The sequence below is a fragment of the Micromonospora sp. NPDC092111 genome (assembly GCF_044755745.1).
Lineage (GTDB): Bacteria > Actinomycetota > Actinomycetes > Mycobacteriales > Micromonosporaceae > Micromonospora.
In genome coordinates, this window is sequence record NZ_JBIVRQ010000001.1 from 1,176,315 (window position 1) to 1,202,577 (window position 26,263).

Below are 26,263 nucleotides of genomic sequence, written 5' to 3' on the forward strand. Positions count from 1 at the left end.
CGCCCTTCCTCTCAGCTTGCCGGTACGACGGTGACCGGGATCGCCGGGTCTCCGGCGGAGAGCTTCAGCCCTTCCCAGGGAATGGAGATGAGGCACTGCCGCAGGTGCTCGCGGGACGCCTCGATGTCGGGCAGGGCGACCGGTTCGCCGTCCACCACGAAGGAGCGCTGGAGCAGCCGGTCGTTGGGCTGCCGGTCCGGTACGCCCTGGGAAACGATGATCTCGTCGGTGGCGGTGCCGGTGGGCTTGTGCCGGCGTACCGCCACCTTCCGGCCGCCGATGGTGGCCTTGTGCTCGGAGCGCTTGACCACCGGCCGCCCCTCCACCTCGACCAGCTTGTAGACCAGGCCGGCGGTGGGTGCGCCGGAGCCGGTCACCACGGCGGTGCCCGCGCCGTACATGTCGACCGGCTCGGCGGCGAGCGCGGCGATGGCGTACTCGTCGAGGTCACCCGAGACGATGATCTTCGTCTCGGTGGCGCCCAACGAGTCGAGCAGTTCCCGGGACTGCTGGGCGATGACCGCCAGGTCGCCGGAGTCGATCCGGACGGCCCGCAGCTCCGGCCCGGCCACCTCGATCGCGGTGCGGATGCCCTGGCTGATGTCGTACGTGTCGACCAGCAGCGTGGTGTCCTTGCCCAGCGTGGCGACCTGCGAGGCGAACGCCGTCCGCTCGTCGTCGTGCAGCAGGGTGAACGCGTGGGCGGCGGTGCCGGCGGTGGGGATGCCGTAGCGCCGGCCCGCGGCGAGGTTGGAGGTGAAGCGGAACCCGGCCAGGTAGGCGGCCCGGGCCGCGGCGACGGCGGCCTCCTCGTGGGCCCGCCGGGAGCCCATCTCGATCAGGGCGCGCCCCCGGGCCGCGGTGACCATCCGGGCGGCGGCGGCGGCCACCGCGCAGTCGTGGTTGAGCACGGACAGCGCCAGCGTCTCCAGCACCACGCACTCGGCGAAGCCGCCGGAGACGGTGAGGATCGGGGAGCCGGGGAAGAAGAGCTCGCCCTCGGCGTACCCTTCGACGTCGCCGGTGAAGCGGTAGTTGGTCAGCCACTGGGCGGCCGACTCGTCCACCACTCCGGTGCGGCGCAGGAACTCGACCTCCTCGGCGTCGAACCGGAAGTCCTGGATCATCTCGACCAGTCGGCCGGTGCCGGCGACCACCCCGTATCGACGCCCGGCGGGCAGCCGCCGGCTGAACACCTCGAAGGTGCAGTGGCGGTCGGCGGTGCCGTCCCGCAGGGCGGCGCTGACCATGGTCAGCTCGTAGTGGTCGGTCAGCAGCGCGGGGCGAAGGGTGCTCACCATCCCAGCCTAGAGTTCACGTCGGTGTGCCGTCGTCGTGGCCCGGGATCGCCCGCAGCGCCGCCCGCAGCTCGGCACGGCCGGTGATGCCGAGCTTGCTGTAGACCCGCTGGAGGTGGTTCTCCACGGTTCGGGTCGACAGGAACAGCCGCCCGGCGATCACCCGGCTGGTCACCCCGGCGGCGGCCAGCACGGCGATCTCCAACTCCCGTTCGGTCAGCGTCGGGCGCAGCGCGTCCAGCGCCGGGGTGCGGATCTGGTCGCAGCGGGCGAGCAGGGCGGCCAGCAGTTCGTGCGCCGCTCCGGCGGACGTCGACCGTTCCCGCCGCAGCTCGCGCAGCGCCGTCGCCGTCGCGTCGGCGGCCCAGACCGTCAGGTCGAGCTGCGCGAAGCCGTCGGCCACCTCCAGCAGGGTCGCGCCGTCGCCCGCGACGGTGGCCCGCGCGCACCGGGCGAGCAGCGGCGCCAGCATCCCGTCGATGGACTCGGAGAGCTCGGCGAGCCGTTGCGCCACCGTGCGCCGGCTGCCGTCGGTGCAGGTCGGCCCGACCGGGGCGGCACCCTGCCCGAGCCGGACCAGGTCGTGCAGGACCAGCACCTCGTGGCCGGCGAAGCCGTCGGCGCGCAGGCGGTCGGCCAGGTCGGACAGGTGTTTGGTCGCGCCGGGCAGGTCGCCGCAGACCACCAGCACCGCGCCCCGGGCCTGCTCCAGCCACGGGTAGAGCACCGCCATGCCGGGGGCATGGGTCCGGTCGGCCTCGGCCATCGCGTCGGCCGCGGTGGCGGCCTCGCCCCGGAGCGCCGCCGCCTGGGCCCGCTCGGCGTGCGCGAGCCCGGCGTAGACCCGGCTGGTCGCGAGTACCGCGCAGGCGTCGAGGCTGGCCTTCAGCGCGTCGCCGCTGCGACCGCGCAGCCGCGCCGCGTACGCCTGGAGGATGGCCAGGTAGCCGGTGCCGAGCCGGAAGTCCCCGGCGCCGGCCAGGCCGGCGAACTCGTCCGCCACGATCGCGTCGATGCCGGCCAGGTCGCCGGCGAGTGCCAGCCGGGTGCCCCGGGCCAGCTCCATGGCCAGTTGCAGGTACGGCATGTCGGAGCGCCAGTTCGGCGCCTCCGCCTCCACCCGGGCGATGGCCACCGCGCTGCTGGCGAACCGCCCGCGTACCGCGTCGACGTGGGCGATGGTGGACCGGGCCAGTTCCCGGGCCGCGATGCTGGCCGCCGGGCGGTCCAGCACCGACCGGCCGAGCCGCAGCGCGGTGTCGGCGTCCAGCCCGTGCAACCGCATGATCGCCTCGAAGGCGCGGACCCGGGCCTGGTGTCCCGGGTCGGTCAGGGTGCCGCCGGCCGCCGCGATCTCGTCCACCGTGGACCGGTGGCTCAGCCCCCAGTAGCTGACCATCCCGCGGACGGTCAGCCAGCGGCTGCGCCGCTCGTCGTGGGCGATGTCGCCGGACACCGCGTCGAGCACCCGGATCGCCTCGTCCGGCCGGTCGCCGAACATCAGGATGGTGGCGAGCAGTTCGGCGGCGTCGAAGCCGCCGTCGGCGTCGAGCGCCGCGCGGGCCAGCCGGGTCGCCAGGGGTACGTCGTACCGGGTGAACGCCTGGACGGCCGCGCCGAGCAGCAGCGCCGGATCCTGGGCGGTGCCGGAGTCCAGTCGCCACACCGCCACCCGCAGCAGGTCGCCCCGGCGGCGGGCGCCGACCAGTTCCAGCCGTTCGGCCAGGTGGGCCTGGAGGCGGCGGGTCCGGCTGACCGGGCAGCGCCGCCGGATCACCTCGCCGTAGAGCGGGTGGGCCAGCCGGACGTCGACCCGCCGGTCGTCCTGGACCGCGGTGATCAGGCCGCGCTCCTCGGCGGTCTCCACGTCGGCCGGGTCGGCGGCCTGGTTGAGCAGGTGCAGCCCGAGCGGTTCGCCGAAGGCGACCAGTTCGACGACCGCCCGGACGCCCGGCTCCAACTGCCCGATCCGGGTGTCGATCAGGTCGGTGAGGCTGGGTGCCAGCTCCAGCCGGCCGGTCCACCGCCACACCCCGTAGGTGCGGACCAGTTCCCCGCCGGTGGCGGCGGCCAGCACCAGCTCCCGCAGCAGCAGCGGGTTGCCGGCGGAGAGCCGGAACAGCCGCTCGGCGGAGCCGGCGTCGACCGGACCGTTCAGGATGGCGGCGAGCAGGCCGGTCGTCTCGGTCGGGCCCAGCGGGGCCAGTTCGGCGTGCTCGACCAGGTCGTCGGTCCAGAGCGCCCGGATCGGCAGCGGGATCTGCTCGCCGTTGCGCAGCGTCCCCAGCACGGTGGTGTTCTCGGCCCGGGCGAGCAGGTGGACCAGTGCCGCCGAGGGCGGGTCGAGCAGGTGGGCGTCGTCGATGGCGAGCACGATCCGCCGCCCGGCGGCCTGCTCCTGGAGCACCTCCACACCCCAGCGCAGCACACCGGCGGGGGAGAGGCCCTGCGGCTGCTCGGCGGGGAGCACCGGGGCCAGCCCGCCGAAGGGCAGCGCCGCGGTGGCCGTGCTGGCGGCGACGAATGACAGCGCGTACCGATCGGTGGGCAGGGCGGCGACGCCCTCCCGCAGCAGCCGGCTCTTGCCGATCCCCGCGCTGCCGCTGAAGAAGAGCCCGCGTCCCTCGGCTCCGTCCACCGCCGACAGCAGGCGGTTGAGTTCATCCGTTCGGCCGACGAAACTCCACCGACTCATCCGTGCAGCATATCGACGGAAGTCCGTCCGAAGGGGCTTCGTCACGCTGCGAAGTTGAGTAGTGTCGCAGTTACTGCTGAGTATCCGAGATGTTCCACCGCAGACCGGCACGGCCCGTAACCTTCCGGCATCCGGATGTGATTGTGCCGGATGTCCACGCGGGTGCGGAAGCGGTGCCCGCCCCTGACCCGGAGGCCGCCGAATGAAGCCCGGTTCAGTTCCCGGGGTCGATGTGCCCGATGACGTGCCCGACGAACCGGAGGCCGTCGAGTTGCCCCGCTGCGGCCCGCTGCCGGCCCGCCTCGGCGTCACCGAGCCCGGCCCCGACGAGTCGCTCGCCGTGGTCGCCGCCGGCCCCGCCGGGGCCGCCCGGCGCGAGGTGCTCGCCGCCCTGCTCGGCGTACCCTCCGGGATGCTCGGCGTGCCGGCGGGAAGCTGCCTGCTGGTGCGGCACGCCCGGGTCGCCACCCGCGCCGCGTACGTGCCCGGCTACCGCCAGCCGCACTCCTACGGCGCCGACCAGGCGGCGGCCGGCCCGGCGTTGGCCCGCCCGCCCCGCCGGGTCGAGCTGAGCCTGCCGAAGCCGCTGCTGCGGCACTTCGCCGTGCTCGACACGCCGGACACCGACGTCCTGGGCGCGGCCGGCGGACGGCTCCTGCTGGACGCGGTGGGCCGCGCCGGCGCGCTGCTCTTCGTGATCGGCGCGGATCAGGTCTTCACCGCCGCCGAGCTGCACCTGCTCGCCGAGGTGGCCCAGGCGCGGCGACCGGTCTTCTTCGTGGTCACCCCCGGCGTGGGTGGCTGGGCGGCAGCGGAGGGCGTGGCGACGGACGGCACGGGGGTGTCCGTCCCCGCGACCCGGAGCGCCTCCCGGGCCGAGGTGCCGGTCGACCCGGTGGCGGTCACCGTCGAGGCGCACCGGGCGGCGCTGCTGGCCGCCGTGCCGGCCCTCGCCGAGGCCCGCTGGTATCCGGTGCACCAGGCCGAGCACCCGGCCCTGCGCCGGGCGCTGGTGGGCTGGGCGGCCGACGAGGGGCTGCGCCGGGCGAGCCAACAGCCACCCGTACTGCCCGGCGCCCACGGCCGGGTGACCGTGACCGCCGATCCCCCGCCGGTCGACTGGGCGGACCGGTTGGACCGGCAGACCCGCTCCTGTGCCCGCAGCATCCGCCAGCATCTCGCCCTCGAACTGGCCGCCATCCACCTGCGCGCGGTCCAGGAGATCGTGTTCGGGGTCGGTTGCGCGGGGCTGCCGCAGCTACTCGACCGGGAGCTGGAGGCGTTGTCCCTGCTCGCCACCGCCCAGCAGGACCAGGCCGTGCACGAGATCCTCGACGAGGCCGCCGCCCGGGTGTTCGGCGCGCCGCTGGCCGAGGGCGTCCGCCGGCGGATCGTCGCGGCGGTCCGGTGGGGCCTGGCGGACCACCCCTCGGCGCGGGAACTGGACCGGGTGCTCCTGGTCACCAGCACGGCCGGGGTGGCGGGGCTGCCCGGCATCGGTGCGATGGACGCGTTGGCCGGGCATCCCGGCGCGGAGCGTGCCGAGGTGCTGCCGCCGATCAGCATCGCGCTCTCCGGCGGCTGCTGGCAGCACTGGCGCAGCCCGGGCAACGACGACCCGAACGGTGCCCGCTCCTGGGCCCAGCGGGCGCTGCGCGAGGTCGAGCTGGAGTTGTCCCGCGACGTGTCCCGGCGCTTCGACGCCGTCCGGTTCTCGCTCGACGGGGTCCTCTCCGACGCCCTCGACCACGGCATCCTGCTCGCCTGATCGACCGACCGTCTCCGTGCGCATCCCCACCGCATCCTCGTCCCACCCGGTTTCCGCAGTTCGGGAGGGTGATCCGGGCCGCCCCGGCGTTCCGGTTCATCGGATCGGCGCTTCCGGTGGCACGATGGAGGGCATGGCGGCTCCACAGGTTGCACCGGTCGAGACGCCGGACACCGACGACGTGCCGGTCGCGGACCGGCAGTGGGTGACGATCGTCTGGGACGATCCGGTCAACCTCATGACGTACGTGACCTGGGTCTTCCAGAAGCTGTTTGGGTACAGCCGGGAGAAGGCCGAGAAGTTGATGCTGGACGTGCACCACAAGGGTCGGGCGGTGGTCTCCAGCGGGGCCCGGGAGCGGATGGAGCACGACGCGTCGCAACTGCACGCGTACGGGCTCTGGGCGACGGTGGACCGGTCGTGAGCATGTTCCGCCGCCAGGGCGGCCGCTACGTGGCCACGTTCGCCGTGGACGAGGTGCGGGTGCTGCGCAAGGTCGCCACCGAGGTGGTGGGGCTGCTCACCGACGGCTTCGACCACACCGACCCGGTGGTCGGCCGGCTCTTCCCCGAGGCGTACCCGGACGACCCGGCCGGTACGGCGGAGTTCCGCCGGTACACCGAGGGTGACCTCAAGACCGCCAAGATCGACCAGGCGGGGGCGATCCTCGCCGCGCTGCCCGACGAGGCCGGCGGCGAGGTGCGGCTGGACGCCGAGGCGGCCGAGGCGTGGCTGCGCGCGCTCAACGACGCCCGGCTCGCGATGGGCGTCCGGTTGGAGATCAAGGACGGCACCGACCTGGGTGAGGAGCTCGACGACGCGGTCGCCGCGGATCCGACCTCGTCCCGGGTGTTCCAACTGTCGGTCTACGCCTACCTGGGTTATCTCCAGGAGTCCCTGCTCAACGCCCTGATCGACTGAAGTGTGACGGTCGCCGCCTCGCCGGGTCCGGTGGGTGGGCGCTAGGCTGGTCGGCGTGCTGAGCATCGACCGGTCGATCGTCGAGGCGATCGTCGTCCACGCCCGCCGGGACCACCCGGACGAGGCGTGTGGCGTGGTCGCCGGTCCCGTCGGCAGCGACACCCCGACCCGGCACATCCCGATGGACAACGCGGCCCGCTCGATGACGTTCTACGAGTTCGACTCGATGGAGCAGTTCCGGGTGTGGCGGGAGATGGACGACCGCGACGAGGAGCCGGTGGTGATCTACCACTCGCACACCGCCACGGAGGCGTACCCGTCCCGTACGGACGTCTCCTTCGCCGGTGAGCCGGGTGCGCACTACCTGCTGGTCTCCACCCGCGAGCCGGGCACGGAGGAGATCCGTTCCTTCCGGATCGTCGACGGCGTGGTGACCGAGGAGCCGGTGCGGATCGTGGACGCCGGGGTGGACCCGCACGCCGTCCAGTCCTACATGTTCGGGCAGAGCCCGGCGACGGTCGACTACGAGTGTTCCGGCCGCTGACCTTCAGCGCCGCACACCGTTCCCGTCCGTCACCGAGGCACATCCGATCAAGGAGCACGACGTCATGGCCATCGAGGTTCGCATCCCCACCATCCTGCGCAGTCACACCGGCGGCGCGAAGGTCGTCGAGGGCGCCGGGGACACCCTGGGCGACCTGCTCGCCGACCTGGACTCCCGGCACGCCGGCCTGCGGGGCCGGCTGGTCACCGACACCGGCGCGCTGCACCGGTTCGTCAACGTCTACGTCAACGACGAGGACGTCCGGTTCCTCGGCGCGCTGGACGCCAAGCTCAGCGACGGCGACAGCGTGACCATCCTGCCGGCGGTGGCCGGCGGCGCGTTCGGCTTCGCGGCGGCGGCGGCGATCGCCTCGCACGCCGTGTCCCGGCGCGCGGCCGTCGCCGCCCGCTGAGGCGGCCGGCATGGCGCGGTACGACAGCCTGCTCGACGCGTGCGGTGGCACCCCCCTGGTGGGGTTGCCCCGGCTCTCGCCGACGGTGCCCGACGGGGCACCGCCGGTGCGGCTGTGGGCGAAGCTGGAGGACCGCAACCCGACCGGCAGCATCAAGGACCGGGCGGCCCTGTTCATGGTCCGCGCGGCCGAGCAGGCCGGCCGGCTCCGCCCGGGTGACACCATCCTGGAGCCGACCAGCGGCAACACCGGTATCTCCCTGGCGATGGTGGCCAAGCTGCGCGGCTACCGGCTGGTCTGCGTGATGCCGGAGAACGTCTCCACCGAGCGGGTCCAGTTGCTCCGGATGTACGGCGCGGAGATCATCTTCTCGTCGGCCGCGGGCGGCTCGAACCAGGCGGTCGCCACCGCGAAGCAGATCGCCGCCGAACACCCGGACTGGGTGATGCTCTACCAGTACGGCAACGAGGCCAACGCCCGGGCGCACTACGAGACGACCGGGCCGGAGCTGCTGCACGACCTGCCCACCATCACGCACTTCGTGGCCGGCCTGGGCACCACCGGCACCCTGATGGGCACCGGGCGTTACCTGCGGGACAAGGTCGAGGGCATCCAGGTGGTGGCGGCTGAGCCGCGCTACGGCGAGCTGGTCTACGGCCTGCGCAACATCGACGAGGGTTACGTCCCCGAGCTCTACGACGCCACCGTGCTCCACCGCCGGTTCTCCGTCGGCACCCGGGACGCGGTCCTGCGGACCCGGCAGTTGGTGGAGGTGGAGGGCATCTTCGCCGGCTTCTCCACCGGGGCGATCCTGCACGCCGCGCTGGCGGTGGCGCACGAGGCGGTGCGGGACGGCCGTCGGGCCGACGTCGCGTTCGTGGTCTGCGACGGCGGCTGGAAGTACCTCTCCACCGGCGCGTACGGCGGCACGCTCGCCGACGCCGAGGAGGCCCTGGACGGTCAGCTCTGGGCCTGACGCCCGGTCACGGACCGGCCGGTCGACCGCCGGCCGGTCCCGTGGGTGTCACGTTGATGACAACTTCCAACAGATGATTCTTGCCTCGCCGTAGCTGCGCGTAGGCTGCGCAGCGTGGCGTACGCGTCGGTAGAGATCATCAGCGATGCTGACACCGGCGTGTCGACTACGGTCGGTAATCGCGGGGCAACCGGATGAGGCTGACCGTGCTGGGCTGCGCGGGTAGCTTCCCCGGTCCCGAGTCCCCCTGCTCGGCCTACCTCGTCGAGGCGCAGGGCTTCCGTCTCCTGGTCGACTTCGGCCCGGGCTCGCTGTCCACCCTCCAGCGCTACGCCGGGCTGCACGCCCCCGACGCGATCCTCCTCACCCACCTGCACTGCGACCACATCCTCGACGCCGCGTCGTACGTGGTGGTCCGGCGGTACGCCCCGGACGGCCCTTGCCCGCCGCTGCCGGTTTACGCGCCGCCGGGCGCCCCGGACCGGCTCGCCGCCGTGTACGGCCAGGACGACGGCACGATCGAGGACGTCTACCAGTTCTACGGCCTCCAACCGGGCACCTTCCCGATCGGCCCGTTCACCGTCACCGTCGACCGGGTCAACCATCCCGTCGAGACGTACGGGGTGCGGCTGGAACACGACGGCAAGGTGCTCTGCTACTCCTCGGACACCGCCCCCTGCGACGCGCTGCTGCGGCTGGCCCAGGGGGCGGACGTCTTCCTCTGCGAGGCCAGCTACCTCGACGGCGTGGAGAACCCGCCGGACCTGCACCTCACCGGCCGGGAGGCGGGCGAGGCGGCCACCAAGGCCGGGGTCGGGCGGCTGCTGCTGACCCACCTGGTGGTGGCCTGGGGCAGCGAGTCGCACACCGTCGCGTCGGCCGCCGGGGCGTACGCGGGTCCGCTGGAAGTGGTCCGGGCCGGCGCCAGCTACGACGTCTGACCGGCCCGCCGGCCGGTCGCCGATCCACCGGTGCGGATTCGTGCGGTACTGTTCGCCGCCGCGTCGCCGGCCCGTCGACTGGCGCACCGCTGCCGCCCGCACGGTGGCACCATGCGGATCGCCATCGTGACCGAGTCGTTCCCGCCGGATGTCAACGGTGTCGCGCACTCGGTCGTCCGTACGGCGGAACACCTGGTGGCCCGGGGCCACCAGCCGCTGGTCGTCGCCCCGGCCCCGCCCGGCGCCCGGCGGCGACCGGTGGACCGGCAGCCGTTCCCGGTGGTCCGGATCCCCAGCGTGCCGCTGCCGCGCTACGGCGGTTTCCGGCTCGGCGTGCCGGGCGCCCGGCTGGCCGCCGCGCTGCTCGCGCACGACCCCGACGTGGTGCACCTGGCCAGTCCGTTCGTGCTCGGCGCGCGGGCCGCGACGCTGGCCCGGCGGCACGGGCTGCCGACCGTCGCCGTCTACCAGACCGACGTCGCCTCCTATGCCCGCGCGTACCGGGTGGGCTGGGGCGAGGCGGCGGCCTGGCGGCGGCTGCGGGAGATCCACAACTCGGCGCACCGCACCCTCGCCCCCTCCACCCGGGCCGCCGCCGACCTGATCGCCAACGGGGTGCAGCGGATCTGGCTCTGGCGGCGCGGGGTGGACGCCGACCGGTTCCACCCCGACCGGCGGTGCGCCGCGCTGCGCCGCTCCCTCGCCCCGGACGGCGAGGTCCTGGTCGGCTACGTGGGACGGCTGGCCCCGGAGAAGCGGGTTGACCTGCTGTCGGCCACCTCCCGGCTGCCCGGCGTCCGGGTCGTGGTGGCCGGTGACGGGCCGGTCCGCCGGCAGTTGGAACGGGCCCTGCCCCGGGTGCGCTTCCTCGGCGTGCAGCACGGCGAGGCCCTGGCCCGGCTCTACGCCAGCCTGGACGTCTTCGTGCACACCGGCCCGCACGAGACGTTCGGGCAGACCGTGCAGGAGGCGGCGGCGAGCGGACTGCCGGTGGTGGCCCCGGCGGCCGGCGGCCCGGTGGACCTGGTCGAGCCGGGCGTGACCGGGCTGCTGGTGCCGCCCGGGGACGCGGACGCCATCGCCGACGCGGTGGCCGCGCTCGCCGCCGACCCGGACCGGCGGGCCGGGTACGGGGTGGCGGCCCGGCTCGCCGTCGGCCGGCGGAGCTGGAGCGCCGTCGGCGACGAACTCGTCGGGCACTACGAGGCGGTCCGGCTGGCCGCCCGGTCCGCTCCGTCGACGGTCGGCCTCGGCCTCCCGGCGACCGGCCGGCCGATCGTCCCGTGACCGGCGGTGGGCTGCGGATCGTCCGGCTGGCGAACTTCGTCACCGGCCGCTCCGGCGGGCTGCGTACCGCCCTGCGGCACCTCGGCGAGGGCTACCGGGCCGCCGGGCACGACCCGGTGCTGGTGATCCCGGGGGAGCGGCCGGGGGTGCGCCGGCATCCGTGGGGGACGGTGGTCACCCTGCCCGGCCCGGTCCTGCCCGGCAGCGGCGGCTACCGGCTGCTGACCGCCCGTCGGCCGGTGGAGCGGCTGCTGGACCGGCTGGCCCCGGACCGGTTGGAGGTCTCCGACCGGTCGACGTTGCGGTGGACCGGCGGCTGGGCGCGGGCGAACGGCGTGCCCGCGGTGATGGTGTCCCACGAGTGCCTGACCGGCCTGCTGGGCCAGTGGCGGCTGCCGCCCGGCCGCGCCCGCGGCCTCGCCGACGGGCTGAACCGGCGTACCGGCGAGGCGTACGACCGGATCGTCTGCACCACCCGCTGGGCGGCCGAGGAGTTCACCCGGATCGACGCACCCGTGGAGGTGGTGCCGCTCGGCGTGGACCTCGACACGTTCCACCCGGACCGGGCCGACCGGGCCGGGCGCGAGCGGTACGCCGACGACACCGAGGTGCTGCTGGTCCACTGCGCGCGGCTGAGCACCGAGAAGCGTCCCGACCTGGCGGTCGACGCGTTGGCCGCGCTGCGCCGGGCCGGCGTGCCCGCGGTCCTGGTGATGGCCGGCGACGGGCCGTCCCGGCGGGCCCTGGCGGCCCGGTCGGCCGGGCTGCCGGTCCACTTCACCGGCTTCCTGCCCGACCGGTCGGCGGTCGCCACGCTGCTCGCCACCGCCGACGTGGTGCTCGCCCCGGGGCCGGTGGAGACGTTCGGCCTGGCCGGCCTGGAGGCGCTGGCCGCCGGCACGCCGGTGGTGGTGAACGCGGCCAGCGCGCTGCCCGAGGTGGTCGGCGCGGCCGGGGTCGCCGCCTACGGCACGCCGACGGCGATCGCCGACGCGGTCGTCCGGCTGCTGGACCGGCCGGCGGCGGCCCGGCGGGCGGCGGCCCGGGCCCGCGCCGAGGAGTTCTCCTGGCCGGCCTCCGTCACCGGCTTCCTGCGGGTGCACGGCGTCGGGTCGGGCCGGTCGACCCCGGCCGGGGAGCCCAGGGCCACCGGCTGAGGAGACCGCGGGACTGGTCGATCACCGCACCGCATAGGGTGCAGGCATGGCGCGACCTGACGGGCGGCGGCCCGACCAACTCCGACCGGTGACGTTGACCCGGGGCTGGAGCACCCACCCGGAGGGCTCGGTGCTCGTCGAGTTCGGTGGCACCCGGGTGCTGTGCACCGCCAGCGTGACCGAGGGGGTGCCCCGCTGGCGCAAGGGCTCCGGGCTCGGCTGGGTGACCGCCGAGTACGCGATGCTGCCCCGGGCCACCAACACCCGCTCCGACCGGGAGAGCGTCCGGGGGAAGATCGGCGGGCGGACCCACGAGATCTCCCGACTGATCGGCCGGAGCCTGCGGGCCTGCGTCGACCTCAAGGCGCTCGGCGAGAACTCGATCGTGCTCGACTGCGACGTGCTCCAGGCCGACGGCGGCACCCGTACCGCCGCGATCACCGGCGGCTACGTCGCGCTGTACGACGCGGTGAGCTGGCTGGCGGCCCGCAAGTCGCTGGCCGGCAAGCCGGAGAAGGTGATGCACCGGTCGGTGGCCGCGGTCAGTGTCGGGATCGTCGCCGGGGAGCCCCGGCTGGACCTCTGCTACGAGGAGGACGTCGCCGCCGAGGTGGACATGAACGTGGTCTGCACCGGTGAGGGTGACTTCGTCGAGGTGCAGGGGACGGGCGAGGCCGGCGTCTTCTCCCGGGCGCAGCTCGACGCCCTGCTCGACGTGGCGTCGTTGGGCTGTCTGGATTTGGCCGAGGCTCAGCGGAAGGCACTGGCATCGTGAACAAGGTCCTGCTCGCCACCCGTAACCGCAAGAAGCTCGTCGAGTTGCAGCGGATCCTCGACGGCGCGCTGGGCGCGCACCGGATCGCCCTGCTCGGCCTCGACGACGTCGAGGAGTACCCGGAGCTGCCGGAGACCGGCCTCACCTTCGGCGAGAACGCCCTGATCAAGGCGCGTGAGGGCTGCCGGCGGACCGGCCTGCCCACCATCGCCGACGACTCCGGGATCGCGGTCGACGCGCTCAACGGCATGCCGGGCGTGTTCAGCGCCCGCTGGGCGGGCCGGCACGGCGACGACCGGGCCAACCTCCAGCTCGTGCTGGACCAGATCGCCGACCTGCCCGACGACCACCGGGCGGCGTCCTTCGTCTGCACCGTCGCGCTGGTCCTGCCCGGCGGCAAGGAGCACCTGGTCGACGGCCGCCAGGCCGGCCGGTTGTTGCGCGCCCCGCGCGGCGAGGGCGGCTTCGGGTACGACCCGATCTTCCTCGGTGACGGCCAGGACCGGACGAACGCGGAGCTGACGCCGGCGGAGAAGGACGCGATCAGCCACCGTGGCAAGGCCCTGCGCGAGCTGGCGAAGTTGGTCGCCAAGGTGCTGCCCACCGCCTGACGGAGCCCCGGTGGCACCGTCAGGTCGGCGCGGGCGGCGGTGGGGTCAGCGCAGCGGGCCGACCTCCCGTTCGATGGCGGCCCGCAGCTCCGGCCCGGCCAGCACCGAGCGGGCCGCCTCCATCACCGGGGCGAGGAAGACGTCCGGGCCGGGCTCGCCGGCGATCGTGCCCAGCGCGGCCACCGCCGCCCGCCCGGCCGGCGACGGCGTCAGCGGCGCGCGGAGCTGGAGCCCGCGTACGGCGGCGAGCAGCTCCACGGCGAGCAGGCTGGTCAGGTTGTCCAGCACGGTGCGCAGCTTCTTGGTCGCCGCCCAGCCCATCGAGACGTGGTCCTCCTGCATCCCGCTGGTGGGCAGCGAGTCGACCGAGGCGGGCGCGGCCAGTCGGCGGTTCTCCGCGACGATGCCGGCGGCCGTGTACTGGGCGATCATCAGGCCGGAGTTCACCCCGGCGTCGGGGGAGAGGAACGCCGGCAGTTCCCGGTTGCGGGTCACGTCGAGCAGCCGGTCCACCCGGCGTTCCGCGATCGCGCCCACCTCGGCGGCGGCGATGGCCAGGTAGTCGGCGGCGAAGCCGAGCGGCGCGCCGTGGAAGTTGCCGGTCGACTCGACCCGCCCGTCGGGCAGCACCACCGGATTGTCCACCACCGAGCGCAGCTCCCGACCGGCCACCGTCTCGACGAAGTCGAGCGTGTCCCGGGCCGCGCCGGCCACCTGCGGGGCGCACCGCATCGAGTACGCGTCCTGCACCGCGTGCGCCAGGTCGTCGCGGTGCGAGTCCATCACCCGGGAGTCCTGGAGCAGCCGGTGGATGTTCGCCGCCGACGCGGCCTGCCCCGGGTGCGGGCGGATGGCGTGCAGCTCGGGCAGGAACGGCCGCTCCGAGCCGAGCATCGCCTCGATGGCCAGCGCGGCGGTCACGTCGGCCATGGCGAGCAGGTGCCGGGCGTCGTGGATCGCCAGCAGCAGCATGCCGAGCATGCCGTCGGTGCCGTTGATCAGCGCCAGCCCCTCCTTGGCGGCCAGCGCGACCGGTGCCAGCCCGGCCCGGCACAGCGCGTCGGCGGCGTCGATCCGCTCGCCGGCCGGGCCGAGCACCCAGCCCTCGCCGAGCAGCACCAGCGCGCAGTGCGCGAGCGGGGCCAGGTCACCGGACGCACCCAGCGACCCGTGTTCCGGCACCCACGGGGTGACGTCGTGGTTGAGCAGGTCGACCAGCGCCTGGGCGACCAGCGGCCGGACCCCGGAGCGGCCCAGCGCCAGCGAGCGGACCCGCAGCACCATCATCGCCCGGACCACCTCGCGCGGCATCGGCGCGCCGATGCCGGCGGCGTGCGAGCGGATCAGCGCGTGTTGCAGCTCGGCCCGGCGTTCCGGGGCGACGAAGGTGTTGGCCAGCGCCCCGAAGCCGGTGGAGACGCCGTACACCGGGCGGCCGGCGGCCTCGATGCCGTCCACGATGGACCGGCTGGCCGCCATCGCCTCGACGGCGGCCGGGTCGAGGACGACCGTCGTGGTGCCCCGCGCCACGGCGAGCACGTCGGCGGGGGTGATTCCGGTGGGCTGGATGGTCACAGTCGACATTGCGGCACTCCGTTGTGCAGAACCTGGCGGATCAGTGGGACACCTGGCCGGTAGGCCAGGTGCAGGTGGGACGGGGCGTCGAGGATCATCAGGTCGGCCCGGGCGCCGGGCCGCAGCACCCCGACGTCGTCGCGGCGCAGCGCCCGCGCGCCGCCGGCCGTCGCGGCCCACACCGCCTCCGCCGGGGTCATCCGCATCTCGCGTACGGCGAGCGCGACGCAGAACGGCATCGACGAGGTGTACGACGACCCCGGGTTGCAGTCGGTGGCCAGCGCCACGGTCGCCCCCGCGTCGAGCAGCCTCCGGGCGTCGGGGTACGGCGACCGGGTGGAGAACTCCGCCCCGGGCAGCAGGGTGGCCACGGTGGCCGCCCCCGAGCCGTCGGGCGTGGCCGAGGTGGCGAGCGCCTCGACGTCGGCGTCGGACAGGTGGGTGCAGTGGTCGACGCTGGCCGCGCCCAGCTCCACCCCGAGCCGTACGCCCGGCCCGGGGCCGAGCTGGTTGGCGTGCAGCCGTACCCCCAGCCCGGCGGCCTGCCCGACGGTGAGGATCGCCCGGGCGTGGTCGGCGTCGAAGGCGCCCCGCTCGCAGAAGACGTCCACCCAGCGGGCGTACGGGGCGGCGGCGGTGAGCATCGGCCCGCAGACCAGCCCCACGTAGTCGTCGGCGCGGCCGGCGTACTCGGCGGGGACGACGTGCGCGCCGAGGAAGGTGGTCTCGGCGGTGAACTCGGCGGCGATCCGCAGCGAGCGGGCCTCGTCGGCGACGGTCAGGCCGTACCCGCTCTTGATCTCCATGGTGGTGGTGCCCTGCCGGACCGCCTCACCGCGCAGCCGTTGGACGGTGGCCCGCAACTCGTCGTCGCTGGCGGCCCGGGTCGCGCCGACCGTGGTACGGATGCCGCCCCCGGTGTACGGCTCGCCGGCCATCCGGGCGGCGAACTCGGCCGCCCGGTCCCCGGCGAAGACCAGGTGGGCGTGGCTGTCCACGAAACCGGGCAGCACCGCGCCGCCCTCGGCGTCGATCCGCCGGTCGGCGGCCGGCGCGTAGCGCCCCGGGCCGATCCAGGCGACCCGGCCCTCCTCCACCAGCAGGGCGGCCCCGCGCCGGATGCCCAGCGGCCCGTCCTCGCCGGCCCCCGGCACGTTGGTGACCAGCTCGGCGATGTTGTCGACCAGCAGGCTGCTCACGCCGTGCCTCCCGGAGCGGCCGGCAGTGCCCGCGGCGCCCACCCGGCGCCGCTACGCACCGGTCACCGCCGCGATCGACGCGCGCAGCTCCGCCGGTACGTCCACGCTCACGTGCCGGCCGTCGCGCACCACCTGCCGGCCGTCGACCACCACGTGGACCACGTCGGCGGCGGTGGCCGCGAAGAACACCCCCACCGGTGGCACCCCGGCCGTCCGGGGGCTGTCGAGCCGTACCGTGACCAGGTCGGCCCGGTCGCCCACCGCGAGCCGGCCGGCGTCGGCCCAGCCCAGCGCGGCGTGCCCGGCGACGGTGGCGGCGTCGCGCAGCTCGGCGGCGGTGAAGTGCCCCCGCCGACGGGTGCGCAGCCGCTCGTCCAACTCCACCGCGCGGGCCTCCTCGAACAGGTCGACCACGGCGTGGCTGTCGCTGCCCAGGCTGAGCGGGATGCCGGCGTCGGCCATCCGCCGGGCCGGCCCGATCCCGTCGGCCAGGTCCCGTTCGGTGGTGGGGCAGAGGCACACGCCGGTGCGGTGCTCACCGAGCAGGGCCAGGTCGGCGCTGGTCGGATGGGTGGCGTGCACGGCGGTGACGTTCTCGCCGAGCACCCCGCGCGCGGCGAGCAGCCCGGTCGGGGTACGGCCGTGCGCCGCGCGGCAGGCGTCGTTCTCGGCGGGCTGCTCCGACAGGTGCACGTGCAGCGGCGCGGCGTGCCGGTCCGCCCAGCCGGCGACGGTGCCGAGCTGTTCCGCCGGCACCGCGCGCACCGAGTGGATCGCCGCCCCGACCCGGGCGTGCGGGCCGGCCGGGTGGAACCCGTCGACCCGCGCCGCCCAGCGCGCCGCGTCCCCGTCGCCGAACCGGCGCTGCGGCCCGGCCAGCGGCTCCCCGTCGACGGTGGCGGTCAGGTAGCAGGTGTCCAGCAGGGTGATCCGGATGCCGGCCTGCGCCGCCGCCTCGACCAGCGCCGCGCTCATCGCGTTCGGGTCGTCGTACGGGGTGCCGTCGGGGCCGTGGTGCAGGTAGTGGAACTCGCCGACGCAGGTCACCCCGGCCAGGGCCAGCTCGGCGTAGGTGGCCCGGGCCAGGGCCAGGTACGAGTCCGGGTCGAGCCGGCCGGCGACGTCGTACATGACGTCGCGCCAGCTCCAGAAGTCACCCCGGCCGCCGTGGGTACGCCCGCGCAGCGCCCGGTGGAAGGCGTGCGAGTGGGCGTTGGCCAGGCCGGGCAGGGTGAGCCCGGCCAGCGGTACCGCGTCGCCCAGCACGTCGACCCCGGCGGTGGGCGCGGTGCCGCCGGTCAGCGGCGTGAGCGCGGTGATCCGGCCGTCCTCGGCCTCGATCAGCACGTCGGGTGTCGGCTCGGCGTGGTCGGGCAGCCACGCCTGTTCGGCCAGCCAACGGGTCAGTGGCATGCCAGCTCCTCCAGCACCCGGGCCAGGGCGGTCACCCCGGCGGCACAGTCCGCGTCGGTGGCCGACTCGGCGGGGGAGTGCGACACCCCGGTCGGGTTGCGGACGAAGAGCATCGCGGTGGGCAGGTGCGCGGCGAGCACCCCGGCGTCGTGGCCGGCCCCGGTGGGCAGCACCGGCGCGGCCAGCAGCGCCGCCAGCCGGTCGGCCAGCCCACCGTCGAAGGCGACCAGCGGGGTGGCCGACTCCTCGGTCACGGTCAGCTCGGTGCCGTCCCGCCGGGCCCGCTCGGCGGCCTTGGCCCGCACCGCCTCGACCAGGCCGTGCAGCGTCTCCGGCTCGGCGGCCCGGGCGTCCAGCCAACCGGTCACCCGCGACGGGATCGCGTTGGTGGCGTTCGGTTCCACCGCCACCCGGCCGACGGTGGCGTGCGCGCCGCGCAGCCGGGCCTCCTTGTTGGCCGCCAGCACGGTGAACGCGTAGGTGAGCATCGGGTCGCGGCGGTCGGCCATCCGCGTCGTACCGGCGTGGTTGCCCTCGCCGCGCAGGTCGAAACGCCACCGGCCGTGCGGCCAGATCGCGCTGGCCACCGCGACCGGCGCACCGGCGTCGACCAGCGCGCGACCCTGCTCGACGTGCAGCTCCACGAAGGCGGTGAACCGGCCGAGCAGCGCCGGGTCGGCGCCCGCCGGCCGGTCGCCCAGCGCCTCGGCGAAGCTCACCCCGGCCGGGTCACGCAGCCCGGCCGCGCGGTCGGCGTCGATCTCGCCGGTGAGCAGCCGCGACCCCAGGCACGGTACGCCGAACCGGGCCCCCTCCTCCTCGACGAACGCGGCCACCACCACCGGCCGGACCGGGGTGACCCCGGCGGCCCGCAGCTCGTCCACGGCGAGGTACGCGCTGACGAGGCCGAGCGGCCCGTCGTACGCCCCGCCGTACGGCACCGAGTCGAAGTGGCTGCCGGTGAGCACCGCGTCGCCGGCGGCCGGGTCGCCCCACCAGGCGAACAGGTTGCCGTTGCCGTCCCCGGCGACCGGCATGCCCCGCCGGTCGGCCTGCTCGCGGAACCAGTCCCGCAGCCGCAGCTCCGGCTCGGTCAGCGCGTACCGCAGGTAGCCGCCGCTGTCGGCGTCCCGGCCGACCGGCGCGATCTCGTCCCACAGCTCCCGGAACCGGGCGGCCAGGTCGGTCACGCCGGGCCCTCCGCCATCGGCACCCGGACGCCGGTGCGGTCGGCGACCTCGCGGGCGGTGTCGTAGCCGGCGTCGACGTGCCGGATGACGCCCATCGCCGGGTCGTTGCTGAGCACCCGTTCGATCTTCTGCCCGGCCAGCGCGGTGCCGTCGGCGACGCACACCTGCCCGGCGTGGATCGACCGGCCGATGCCCACCCCGCCGCCGTGGTGGATCGACACCCAGGACGCCCCGCTGGCCGTGTTGACCAGCGCGTTGAGCAGCGGCCAGTCGGCGATCGCGTCGGAGCCGTCGGCCATCGCCTCGGTCTCCCGGTAGGGGCTCGCGACGCTGCCGCAGTCCAGGTGGTCCCGGCCGATGACGACCGGCGCGGTCAGCTCACCGGCGGCGACCATCTCGTTGAACCGCACCCCCGCCCGGTCCCGCTCGCCGTAGCCGAGCCAGCAGATCCGCGCCGGCAGGCCCTGGAAGGCGACCCGGTCACCGGCCATCCGCATCCACCGGGCCAGGGACTCGTTCTCCGGGAACAGGTCGAGGATGGCCCGGTCGGTGGCGGCGATGTCGGCCGGGTCGCCGGAGAGCGCCGCCCACCGGAACGGGCCCTTGCCCTCGCAGAACAGCGGCCGGATGTACGCCGGCACGAAGCCGGGGAAGTCGAACGCCCGCTCGTACCCGCCCAGGCGCGCCTCGCCCCGGATCGAGTTGCCGTAGTCGAAGACCTCCGCGCCGGCGTCGAGGAAGCCGACCATCGCCTCGACGTGCTTGGCCATCGAGGCCCGCGCCCGGTCGGTGAACTCGGCCGGCTTGGCCGCCGCGTAGTCCCGGGCGTCGGCCGGCTCCACCCCCTCCGGCAGGTACGACAGCGGGTCGTGCGCGCTGGTCTGGTCGGTCACGATGTCGATCTCGACGCCGCGGGTCAGCAGCTCGGGGAAGACGGTGGCCGCGTTGCCGACCACCCCGACGCTCAACGCCCGCCGGTCCCGCTTCGCGGCGAGCACCCGGGCCACCGCGTCGTCCAGCGAGTCGGCCACCTCGTCCAGGTAGCGGTCGTGCACCCGGCGGTCCAGCCGGGTCCGGTCCACGTCCACGATCAGGCAGGCGCCGCCGTTCATGGTGACCGCGAGCGGCTGCGCCCCGCCCATCCCGCCGCAGCCGGCGGTCAGCGTCAGCGTGCCGGCCAGGCTGCCGCCGAACCGCTTGGCGGCGACGGCGGCGAACGTCTCGTAGGTGCCCTGGAGGATGCCCTGGGTGCCGATGTAGATCCACGAGCCGGCGGTCATCTGCCCGTACATGGTCAGGCCGAGCTGTTCCAGGCGGCGGAACTCCGGCCAGGTGGCCCAGTCGCCGACCAGGTTGGAGTTGGCCAGCAGCACCCGGGGCGCCCACTCGTGGGTGCGCATGACGCCGACCGGGCGGCCGGACTGCACCAGCATCGTCTCGTCGTCGCGCAGCTCGGTCAGCGTCCGCACCAGCGCGTGGTACGACGGCCAGTCCCGGGCGGCCTTCCCGGTGCCGCCGTAGACGACCAGGTCGTCGGGGCGCTCGGCGACCTCCGGGTCGAGGTTGTTCATGAGCATCCGCAGGGCGGCCTCCTGCGGCCACCCCTTCGCGGTACGGGTGGTGCCACGGGCGGCGCGGACGGGCTGGTGCATGGCGTACTCCTCTCAGCCGAGGAACAACTGACGACGGGCGGCGGACGACTCGAACGCCTCCAGGCGGGTCTGCGTCTGGATCGGGGCGGCGTCGCAGATCGCCTGGAGGACCACCATCGCCAGGGTCATCGGGGCGGTGTGCAGGTCGAAGACGAGGTCGGTGCCGACGGCGGCGGGGAGCACCAGCTCGGCGTACTCGGTGGCGGGGCTGACCGGGGAGTCGGTGATGGCGACGACGGTGAGGCCGGCGGCGCGGGCCTCGCGCAGCGCGTCGAGGGTCTCCCGGGGGTAGCGGGGCAGCACGAAGGCCAGCAGCGCGGTGGCCCCGGACACGGCGGCCTGTTCGAGGCGGTCGGTGAGCAGGCTGCCGCCGTCGTCGAGGACCCGGACGTCCGGGTGCACCTTGGCGGCGAAGTAGGCGAAGTAGGCGGCCAGCGGCGCGGCGGCCCGCAGGCCGAGCACCGGCAGCGGTCGGCTCGCCGCGAGCAGCCGGCCGGCGGCGCCGATCCGTTCCCGGTCGGCCAGCTCCCCGGCCAGCCGGTCCAGGTTGGCCATCTCGGCGCGTACCGCGAGCTGGAGTTCGTTGCCGTCGTCGGGGTGGCCGTCCGGGCCGGCGGCGGTCAGCTCCCGCAGCCGGCGGCGCAGCGCGGGGTAGCCGTCGTGGCCGAGCGCCACGGCGAACCGGGTCACCGACGGCTGGCTCACCCCGGCCAGTTCGGCCACCTCGGCCGCCGACAGGTACGCCGCGGCGGCGGCGTGCTGCACCAGGCAGTGCGCGATGCGCCGCTGGGTGGGGGTGAGCCGGACGCCGTGGAACAGGTCGAGCACCCGGTCCGGGTACGCGGCGACGGCTCCGTCATTCATGCCGAGACTCTATGCATGAAAACTTTCATCAAGCAAGCGCGCGCCATCACCGGATCCGCTCCGGACCATGTCGTGACCCTGCCCGGCCCGGTGGTGACGTCGGGTCAGCCGCCGGCGCGGGCGATCTCCGTAGCCGCGTCCCGCCGGACCGCGTCGTAGAACGCCCTGCACTTCTCCTCGTCGGCGAAGACCACGCTCTCGCTGCCGACCCGGCCGGTGCCCCGGGTCGGGCTGGTGAAGAAGGCGAGGTTCCCGCCCCGCATGCCCCGCAGCTCGGTCGCCATGTCCAGCAGCGACATCTCCCGGTCGACCGAGACCGACGCCGAGGCCGCCCGGACGAAGTCGTTCAGCCGGCCCGGACTGGTCAGGATGCCGCCGGTGGCCGCCTTGTCCAGGATCGCCTTGATCACCTGCTGCTGGTGCCGGATCCGGGCGAAGTCGCCGTCCGGGAACTGCTTGCGCTGCCGGGCGTAGTCCAGCGCCGTCTCGCCGTCCATCGTCTGCCGGCCCGCCCGGAAGGTGCGCTGCGGCGGGTGGATCGAGGTGAAGTCGCGGTCCACGGTGATGTCCACCCCGCCCAGCGCGTCGATGATCTCCTTGAAGCCGGCGAAGTCGATCACCGCCACGTGGTCCACGTGCACCCTGGTGAACTCCTCCACGGTCTGCACCATCAGCGGGATGCCACCCCAGGCGTACGCGGCGTTGATCTTCGCGTCCCGGCCGCCGTGCCCGCCGTCCCCCGACCGGGGGACGTGCACCCAGGTGTCCCGGGGGATCGAGACGAGCTGCGCGCTCTTCCGGTCCTTCGGCAGGTGGGCCAGGATGATCGTGTCGGTGCGCGAGCCGGCGGTCCGCTCCGGGTCCCGGGAGTCGCTGCCCAGGATCATGATGTTCGTGGCGTCCCGGGCCAGCACCGGCGGCCGGCTCTCCTGCGGCACCCGCGTGAAGGCGTCCACCCGCTCGACGTCCTTCTCGACCGAACGCAGGTAGAACGCGCCCGCGCCGACCCCGCCCGCCCCGAGCAGGGCCAGCACCAGCAGGGTCACCAGTACGATCCGGCGACCCCGCCGGCGGGGCCGGGACCGCGCCACCTCGTCGGACCGGACCGGGGCTGTCTCCGAGACCTGCTCGCCTTCTGGCATGCGCGCATGTTACTGAGCGTCAGTCAGTCCGGGCAGCCCGCGTACGACCACGGCCGGCCGCCGAAGGGTTCCCGTGCGCCGACGTTCAGCCGCTCGTCACCTGCGACTGGTAGAACCCTCGGCGTGGACGCGACGAAGCTGCGCCGGGCCATCGCCCGTACCCCGCTGGCACCAGTGGCCGCCTTTCCCAAACGGCTCGCCCGGGTCGCCCGGCACGACGCCAAGGTGCTGCGTACCTCGACGACGTGGCTGTTCACCTCCCGGGAACACCACAACTACACCTACGAGCTGACCCGACTCAGCCGGCAGCACCTGGCCTGGCTCGTCAGCGTCGTCTGCGACGTCCCGGTGGCCCAGGTCCGGGGCTACCTCGACGAGATCGAGGGCGACGCGGCGCTGCGCCGGCACATCGAAGAGGCCACCGCCCGGTCCGCCCGCCGTGGCCTCGCCGACCGCCGGGTCCACTACGCGCGCCGGGTCGGCTGGTATGCCATCGTCCGGGCCACCCGCCCCGCCCACGTGGTGGAGACCGGCACCGACAAGGGCCTCGGTAGCTGCGTCCTCGCCGCCGCCCTGCTGCGCAACGCCGCCGAGGGGCACCCCGGCCGGCTCACCTCGCTGGACATCAACCCGGAGGCCGGCTACCTGGCCCGCAGCGCACCCTGGTCCGACGTGGTCGACCTGCGGGTCGGCGACTCCGTCGCCGCGATCACCGCCCTGGACCGGCCGGTGAACCTGTTCCTGCACGACAGCGACCACAGCCGCGAACACGAGCGGCGCGAGTTCACCGCCGTCGAGCCGAAACTGGCCCCCGGCGCCGTCCTGCTCACCGACAACGTCACCACCACCGCCGTCCTCGCCGAGCACGCCGAACGCACCGGCCGGCGCTTTCTCGCCTACCGGGAGACGCCGCTCGACCACTGGTACCCCGGCGACGGCATCGGGGTCGCCTGGTGAGGCTGACCGCCAGCCACACGTACCCGGTCAAGGGCTGCCACCGGCTCGACCACGACGCCGTCGCCGGGTAACCGGGCGGCCAGCGCGTCCTCGCCCGGCACCGCGACACCGGCCGGAAACTCCGCTCCGGCCGGCCCTCGCCGCCACGGAGCCGGGCGGGTGACCGTCGGCGACCAGGTCACGGTTGAGCGCCGACTCCGACGGGCGGGCCTTGTCGCCGGCCCCGGTCCGGATCGATGATGGCCGGAGCGCCTCACGTCGACAGAGGAGTCGAGATGCAGGTGATCCACCACCCCCGCGTGGCCTGGGACACGGCCCGCCTGATCGTCGCGGCCGTCCCCGACGACGATCTCTTCGCCTGGCTGTGCGCCGAGGTCGGGGAGCTGCTCGGTCCCGGGTACGAAGACTCCCTCCGGGACACCCACCGCCGGCTGCGCCCCCCGGTGGCTCCCGACAACGCCCAGCTCGAAGCCGGCCGCTGGCGGGTCCGCCTGGAGGAGTTGCTGCGCAGCCGGCCGGAGATCGCCGAACCGTTACGGTCGCTCACCGTGATCGCCTCCGGGCTGCACCGCAACCGGCTCGGCTAACCGCCTTAGCTTTGGCTTAGCCGCCTTGTCCCCGGCCCGGCCGGTCCGGCAACATCGACCGGCGTGACCGACGGCAGCCCTCCCCACGACCCCACCGACCGCCCCGGACCGGGCCGCCGCCGGGCCCCCCGCTCCGGTCGGCGGCGATTGCTGGCCGCCGGGGGTGTCGCCGCGCTCGCCGCCGTGCTCGGGCTGAGCCTCGCGCTGCGCACCGGCGCCGCCCCCGCCTGCGCCGCCCCGCCGGTCGCCCGGGCCGCGCCGCTGGCTCTCGCCGCGCCGCCGTCGGTGGTCGCGCCGCTGGCTCTCGCCCCGCCGCCCTGGGTGGTCGCTCCCGTCGCGCCGCCCTTGGTGGTCGCGCCCGTCGCGCCGCCCTGGGTGGTCGCGCCCGTCGCTCTCGCCGCGCCGCCGTTGGTGGTCGCGTCGGTGGCTCGCGCTGCGCCGCCGTTGGTGGTCGCGCCGCTGGCTCTCGCCGCCCCGCCCACCGGCACCGCCGTCCACAAGGGAAAGGCCACCTACTACGACTCGAAGGGCGCGGGCGGGAACTGCTCCTACCCGTCCGCCCCGGCGAACCGGCTCTACGTGGCGCTGGGCCCCACCGAGTACACCGCCGGCGCCGCCTGCGGGGGACACCTCGACGTCACCGGTCCCCGGGGCAGCGTCCGGGTCCTGATTATGGACCAGTGCCCGGAGTGCCCGCCCGGCCACCTCGACCTCTCCCGCGAGGCGTTCGCCCGGATCGCCGACCCGGTGCAGGGTGTCGTCAACGTCAGCTACCGGGCGGCGGTGGACCCGCCGTTGCCCGGCCCGCTCACCTTCCGGATCAAGGAGGGCGCGTCGCAGTACTGGTTCGCCGTGCTGGTCGCCGAGCACGGCAACCCGCTGCGCTCGGTGGAGGTACGACAGGGCTCCGGTGCGTGGCGCGCGACCGCCCGGCAGGACTACAACTACTGGCTGGTCGACTCGGGCGCCGGCCCCGGCCCGTACGCCCTCCGGGTCACCGACGTGTACGGCCACCGGGTCACCGCCACCGGCATCACCATGTCCCCCGGCCGGGTGCAGCGCGGCACCGTGAAGATGTACGGCGCTGGCGGCGCACCCGTCGCCCAGAGCGTCCCGTCCACCCGGCGGCCCTCGGCGCACCCCAGCGCCACCCCGAGCCGACCGCCGACCGCCTCGCCGTCCCCCGCCACCAGTGGGTCGGTATCGGCCCTGCTGGACGCCCCCGCCCCGACCTCCTCCCCACCGACCGCGGCGCAGGCCCCGACGGCGGCCTGCACCCCCCACCCCTGACCCCCCACCCCTGACCCCCCACCCCTGACCTCCCACCCCTGACCTCCCACCCCTGACCCCCCACCCCTGACCCCCCACCCCTGACCCCCCACCCCCGGCCTCCGCGCGCCCGGCCCTGGCCGGGCGCCCGTCGTCCCGTGCCATATCGGGGATCTGGCGGGGTAGGGGCCAGCGGGATAACGCCACCTCGCCGAACCGGAGTCGATCAGCCGGGCTCGTCGGCGACTGGCACGACCCGGTGCGGCGGTGGTGGACGCGGTGGCGGGCGTTGGGCCGGCGACGCGCGGGGCCGCTCGGTCGCCGTCATCGGTTGCGGGGGCGGCGGTGTCCCAGCGGCGTTTCCAGGAGGCTTCGGGCGCTGGTCGCGGAGTCGGCAGATGCCGGCCGCGCCGTCGGTGGATGTCGGCCGGGCGGTGGGTGGATGTCGGCCGTGCCGTCGCCGGATGTCGGGCGGGCCGTGGGTGGTGCCGTCGGGTCAGGCCGGGGTGTCCAGGTCGCGCCACATGAAGATCTCGTCGCGGTCGTCGCCGGCCGCCACCCGGAGCGCGCCGGGCAGTCGGCCCACCTCGCGGTAGCCTAGCCGGTCGTAGAAATTCTCCAGCCCCAGGCCGCCCCGCACGGTCACGTGCAGCGCCTGCCAGCCCAGTTCCGGGGCGCGACGCGCGGCCTCCCGCATCAGGGCCTGGCCGTAGCCGCGCCCCTGGGTGTCGGGGTGCACCATCACCCGCTTGAGGGTGCCCCAGTGTGGCTTCAGGTGGAACTGGTTGTCGGCCAGGACCAGCACCGCGACCGGGCGGTCGCCGGCGTAGCCGACCAGCAGCCGGTCCGGCCCGTCGGTGACGGCGGCGAAGGTCGCCTCGGCGACGGGGCGTACGTCGGCGGTGGTGACCGGGGCGACGAAGCCGACCGCCCCGCCGGCGTTGGTGACGTCGACCCAGAGGTCGACGATTCGTTCACGCAGGTCGGGGCTGAGGTCGGGGTCGAGGACGAAGCGCAGACTCACGCCGGC

24 protein-coding genes are annotated in these 26,263 nt (G+C 74.9%); 14 read left to right on the plus strand and 10 right to left on the minus strand.

The features are described 5' to 3' along the window. Positions 1-11: 11 nt before the first annotated feature. Both ACIQG9_RS04970 and ACIQG9_RS04975 read right to left on the minus strand, forming a co-directional pair. Entirely contained in the window at positions 12-1,298 is a 1,287-nt protein-coding gene (locus ACIQG9_RS04970) for a nicotinate phosphoribosyltransferase (RefSeq protein ID WP_400398513.1), read from the minus strand. Between the two features lie 16 nt (positions 1,299-1,314). Then, positions 1,315-3,993 (minus strand): LuxR C-terminal-related transcriptional regulator, encoded by a 2,679-nt coding sequence (locus tag ACIQG9_RS04975; RefSeq protein WP_400398514.1) that lies wholly within the window; start codon positions 3,991-3,993, stop codon positions 1,315-1,317. A 202-nt stretch (positions 3,994-4,195) separates the two neighbouring features. Between ACIQG9_RS04975 and ACIQG9_RS04980 the strand changes: the two genes are divergently transcribed. The 11 genes from ACIQG9_RS04980 (at position 4,196) to rdgB (ending at position 13,385) form a co-directional block, all read left to right on the plus strand. Beyond that, positions 4,196-5,761 carry a hypothetical protein gene (locus tag ACIQG9_RS04980; RefSeq protein ID WP_400398516.1) on the plus strand — a complete coding sequence of 522 codons (1,566 nt, stop codon included), beginning with the start codon at positions 4,196-4,198 and terminating at the stop codon, positions 5,759-5,761. Between the two features lie 133 nt (positions 5,762-5,894). Next, entirely contained in the window at positions 5,895-6,185 is a 291-nt protein-coding gene (clpS, locus tag ACIQG9_RS04985) for an ATP-dependent Clp protease adapter ClpS (protein ID WP_400398518.1), read from the plus strand. Positions 6,186-6,187: 2 nt separating this feature from the next. Further along, complete coding sequence (locus ACIQG9_RS04990; RefSeq protein WP_400398797.1) at positions 6,188-6,682, plus strand: DUF2017 domain-containing protein; 495 nt, start codon at positions 6,188-6,190, stop codon at positions 6,680-6,682. 55 nt (positions 6,683-6,737) lie between these two features. After that, entirely contained in the window at positions 6,738-7,226 is a 489-nt protein-coding gene (locus ACIQG9_RS04995; protein WP_400398520.1) for a Mov34/MPN/PAD-1 family protein, read from the plus strand. Between the two features lie 64 nt (positions 7,227-7,290). Then, a complete protein-coding gene (locus ACIQG9_RS05000; protein WP_400398522.1) occupies positions 7,291-7,638 on the plus strand; it encodes a MoaD/ThiS family protein in 348 nt (115 codons plus the stop codon). A 10-nt stretch (positions 7,639-7,648) separates the two neighbouring features. Further along, positions 7,649-8,614, plus strand: coding sequence for a PLP-dependent cysteine synthase family protein (locus ACIQG9_RS05005; protein WP_400398524.1), 966 nt, complete (start codon positions 7,649-7,651; stop codon positions 8,612-8,614). Positions 8,615-8,808: 194 nt separating this feature from the next. Then, positions 8,809-9,555 carry an MBL fold metallo-hydrolase gene (locus ACIQG9_RS05010; protein ID WP_400398525.1) on the plus strand — a complete coding sequence of 249 codons (747 nt, stop codon included), beginning with the start codon at positions 8,809-8,811 and terminating at the stop codon, positions 9,553-9,555. Between the two features lie 111 nt (positions 9,556-9,666). Beyond that, on the plus strand, positions 9,667-10,842 hold the full coding sequence (locus ACIQG9_RS05015; RefSeq protein ID WP_400398527.1) for a glycosyltransferase family 4 protein: 1,176 nt from the start codon (positions 9,667-9,669) through the stop codon (positions 10,840-10,842). Beyond that, complete coding sequence (locus tag ACIQG9_RS05020) at positions 10,839-11,999, plus strand: glycosyltransferase (RefSeq protein WP_400398529.1); 1,161 nt, start codon at positions 10,839-10,841, stop codon at positions 11,997-11,999. The genes ACIQG9_RS05015 and ACIQG9_RS05020 overlap by 4 nt, the downstream gene beginning before the upstream one ends. A gap of 46 nt (positions 12,000-12,045) precedes the next feature. Then, positions 12,046-12,774, plus strand: coding sequence for a ribonuclease PH (gene rph, locus ACIQG9_RS05025; RefSeq protein ID WP_400398530.1), 729 nt, complete (start codon positions 12,046-12,048; stop codon positions 12,772-12,774). Next, positions 12,771-13,385 (plus strand): RdgB/HAM1 family non-canonical purine NTP pyrophosphatase, encoded by a 615-nt coding sequence (gene rdgB, locus ACIQG9_RS05030; RefSeq protein ID WP_400398532.1) that lies wholly within the window; start codon positions 12,771-12,773, stop codon positions 13,383-13,385. Before rph ends, rdgB begins: the two co-directional genes overlap by 4 nt. Positions 13,386-13,430: 45 nt before the next feature. On the opposite strand, the gene hutH is transcribed toward rdgB, so the two are convergent. The 7 genes from hutH to ACIQG9_RS05065 form a co-directional block, all read right to left on the minus strand. After that, positions 13,431-14,969 carry a histidine ammonia-lyase gene (gene hutH, locus ACIQG9_RS05035; protein WP_400398534.1) on the minus strand — a complete coding sequence of 513 codons (1,539 nt, stop codon included), beginning with the start codon at positions 14,967-14,969 and terminating at the stop codon, positions 13,431-13,433. Next, positions 14,957-16,159: an imidazolonepropionase gene (gene hutI / locus ACIQG9_RS05040; protein ID WP_400398536.1), complete on the minus strand. Its 1,203-nt coding sequence runs from the start codon at positions 16,157-16,159 to the stop codon at positions 14,957-14,959. Before hutI ends, hutH begins: the two co-directional genes overlap by 13 nt. A gap of 51 nt (positions 16,160-16,210) precedes the next feature. Then, the gene (locus ACIQG9_RS05045; RefSeq protein ID WP_400398798.1) at positions 16,211-17,566 is read right to left on the minus strand and encodes a formimidoylglutamate deiminase; all 1,356 of its coding nucleotides are present in this window, start codon (positions 17,564-17,566) and stop codon (positions 16,211-16,213) included. Next, positions 17,563-18,762, minus strand: a complete 1,200-nt coding sequence (locus ACIQG9_RS05050; RefSeq protein ID WP_400398538.1) for an allantoate amidohydrolase — start codon at positions 18,760-18,762, stop codon at positions 17,563-17,565. The genes ACIQG9_RS05045 and ACIQG9_RS05050 overlap by 4 nt, the downstream gene beginning before the upstream one ends. Next, positions 18,759-20,414: a urocanate hydratase gene (gene hutU / locus ACIQG9_RS05055; RefSeq protein WP_400398540.1), complete on the minus strand. Its 1,656-nt coding sequence runs from the start codon at positions 20,412-20,414 to the stop codon at positions 18,759-18,761. The genes ACIQG9_RS05050 and hutU overlap by 4 nt, the downstream gene beginning before the upstream one ends. A 12-nt stretch (positions 20,415-20,426) precedes the next feature. Next, positions 20,427-21,278 (minus strand): MurR/RpiR family transcriptional regulator, encoded by an 852-nt coding sequence (locus tag ACIQG9_RS05060; protein ID WP_400398542.1) that lies wholly within the window; start codon positions 21,276-21,278, stop codon positions 20,427-20,429. Between the two features lie 104 nt (positions 21,279-21,382). Further along, complete coding sequence (locus ACIQG9_RS05065; protein WP_400398544.1) at positions 21,383-22,420, minus strand: LCP family protein; 1,038 nt, start codon at positions 22,418-22,420, stop codon at positions 21,383-21,385. 123 nt (positions 22,421-22,543) lie between these two features. On the opposite strand from ACIQG9_RS05065, the gene ACIQG9_RS05070 reads away from it, so the two are divergent. The 3 genes from ACIQG9_RS05070 (at position 22,544) to ACIQG9_RS05080 (ending at position 25,254) form a co-directional block, all read left to right on the plus strand. Continuing rightward, positions 22,544-23,377 (plus strand): class I SAM-dependent methyltransferase, encoded by an 834-nt coding sequence (locus ACIQG9_RS05070; RefSeq protein WP_400398546.1) that lies wholly within the window; start codon positions 22,544-22,546, stop codon positions 23,375-23,377. A gap of 275 nt (positions 23,378-23,652) precedes the next feature. Next, positions 23,653-23,964 (plus strand): hypothetical protein, encoded by a 312-nt coding sequence (locus tag ACIQG9_RS05075; RefSeq protein WP_400398548.1) that lies wholly within the window; start codon positions 23,653-23,655, stop codon positions 23,962-23,964. A 63-nt stretch (positions 23,965-24,027) separates the two neighbouring features. Next, positions 24,028-25,254, plus strand: coding sequence for an expansin EXLX1 family cellulose-binding protein (locus tag ACIQG9_RS05080; protein ID WP_400398549.1), 1,227 nt, complete (start codon positions 24,028-24,030; stop codon positions 25,252-25,254). A 475-nt stretch (positions 25,255-25,729) separates the two neighbouring features. Here the strand turns inward: ACIQG9_RS05080 and ACIQG9_RS05085 are convergent, their stop codons facing one another. Continuing rightward, entirely contained in the window at positions 25,730-26,257 is a 528-nt protein-coding gene (locus ACIQG9_RS05085) for a GNAT family N-acetyltransferase (protein ID WP_400398550.1), read from the minus strand. Positions 26,258-26,263 lie beyond the last annotated feature (6 nt).

What these genes read in the sequence shown, in the direction of transcription:
- hutH (WP_400398534.1), bottom strand. Translation starts at nt 14,969, where the DNA reads ATGTCGACTGTGACCATCCAGCCCACCGGAATCACCCCCGCCGACGTG.
- ACIQG9_RS04975 (WP_400398514.1), bottom strand. Translation starts at nt 3,993, where the DNA reads ATGAGTCGGTGGAGTTTCGTCGGCCGAACGGATGAACTCAACCGCCTG.
- ACIQG9_RS05005 (WP_400398524.1), top strand. Translation starts at nt 7,649, where the DNA reads ATGGCGCGGTACGACAGCCTGCTCGACGCGTGCGGTGGCACCCCCCTG.
- clpS (WP_400398518.1), top strand. Translation starts at nt 5,895, where the DNA reads ATGGCGGCTCCACAGGTTGCACCGGTCGAGACGCCGGACACCGACGAC.
- ACIQG9_RS05015 (WP_400398527.1), top strand. Translation starts at nt 9,667, where the DNA reads ATGCGGATCGCCATCGTGACCGAGTCGTTCCCGCCGGATGTCAACGGT.
- rph (WP_400398530.1), top strand. Translation starts at nt 12,046, where the DNA reads ATGGCGCGACCTGACGGGCGGCGGCCCGACCAACTCCGACCGGTGACG.
- ACIQG9_RS05010 (WP_400398525.1), top strand. Translation starts at nt 8,809, where the DNA reads ATGAGGCTGACCGTGCTGGGCTGCGCGGGTAGCTTCCCCGGTCCCGAG.
- ACIQG9_RS04990 (WP_400398797.1), top strand. Translation starts at nt 6,188, where the DNA reads ATGTTCCGCCGCCAGGGCGGCCGCTACGTGGCCACGTTCGCCGTGGAC.
- ACIQG9_RS05065 (WP_400398544.1), bottom strand. Translation starts at nt 22,420, where the DNA reads ATGCCAGAAGGCGAGCAGGTCTCGGAGACAGCCCCGGTCCGGTCCGAC.
- hutU (WP_400398540.1), bottom strand. Translation starts at nt 20,414, where the DNA reads ATGCACCAGCCCGTCCGCGCCGCCCGTGGCACCACCCGTACCGCGAAG.
- ACIQG9_RS05075 (WP_400398548.1), top strand. Translation starts at nt 23,653, where the DNA reads ATGCAGGTGATCCACCACCCCCGCGTGGCCTGGGACACGGCCCGCCTG.
- ACIQG9_RS05000 (WP_400398522.1), top strand. Translation starts at nt 7,291, where the DNA reads ATGGCCATCGAGGTTCGCATCCCCACCATCCTGCGCAGTCACACCGGC.
- ACIQG9_RS04980 (WP_400398516.1), top strand. Translation starts at nt 4,196, where the DNA reads ATGAAGCCCGGTTCAGTTCCCGGGGTCGATGTGCCCGATGACGTGCCC.
- ACIQG9_RS05060 (WP_400398542.1), bottom strand. Translation starts at nt 21,278, where the DNA reads ATGAATGACGGAGCCGTCGCCGCGTACCCGGACCGGGTGCTCGACCTG.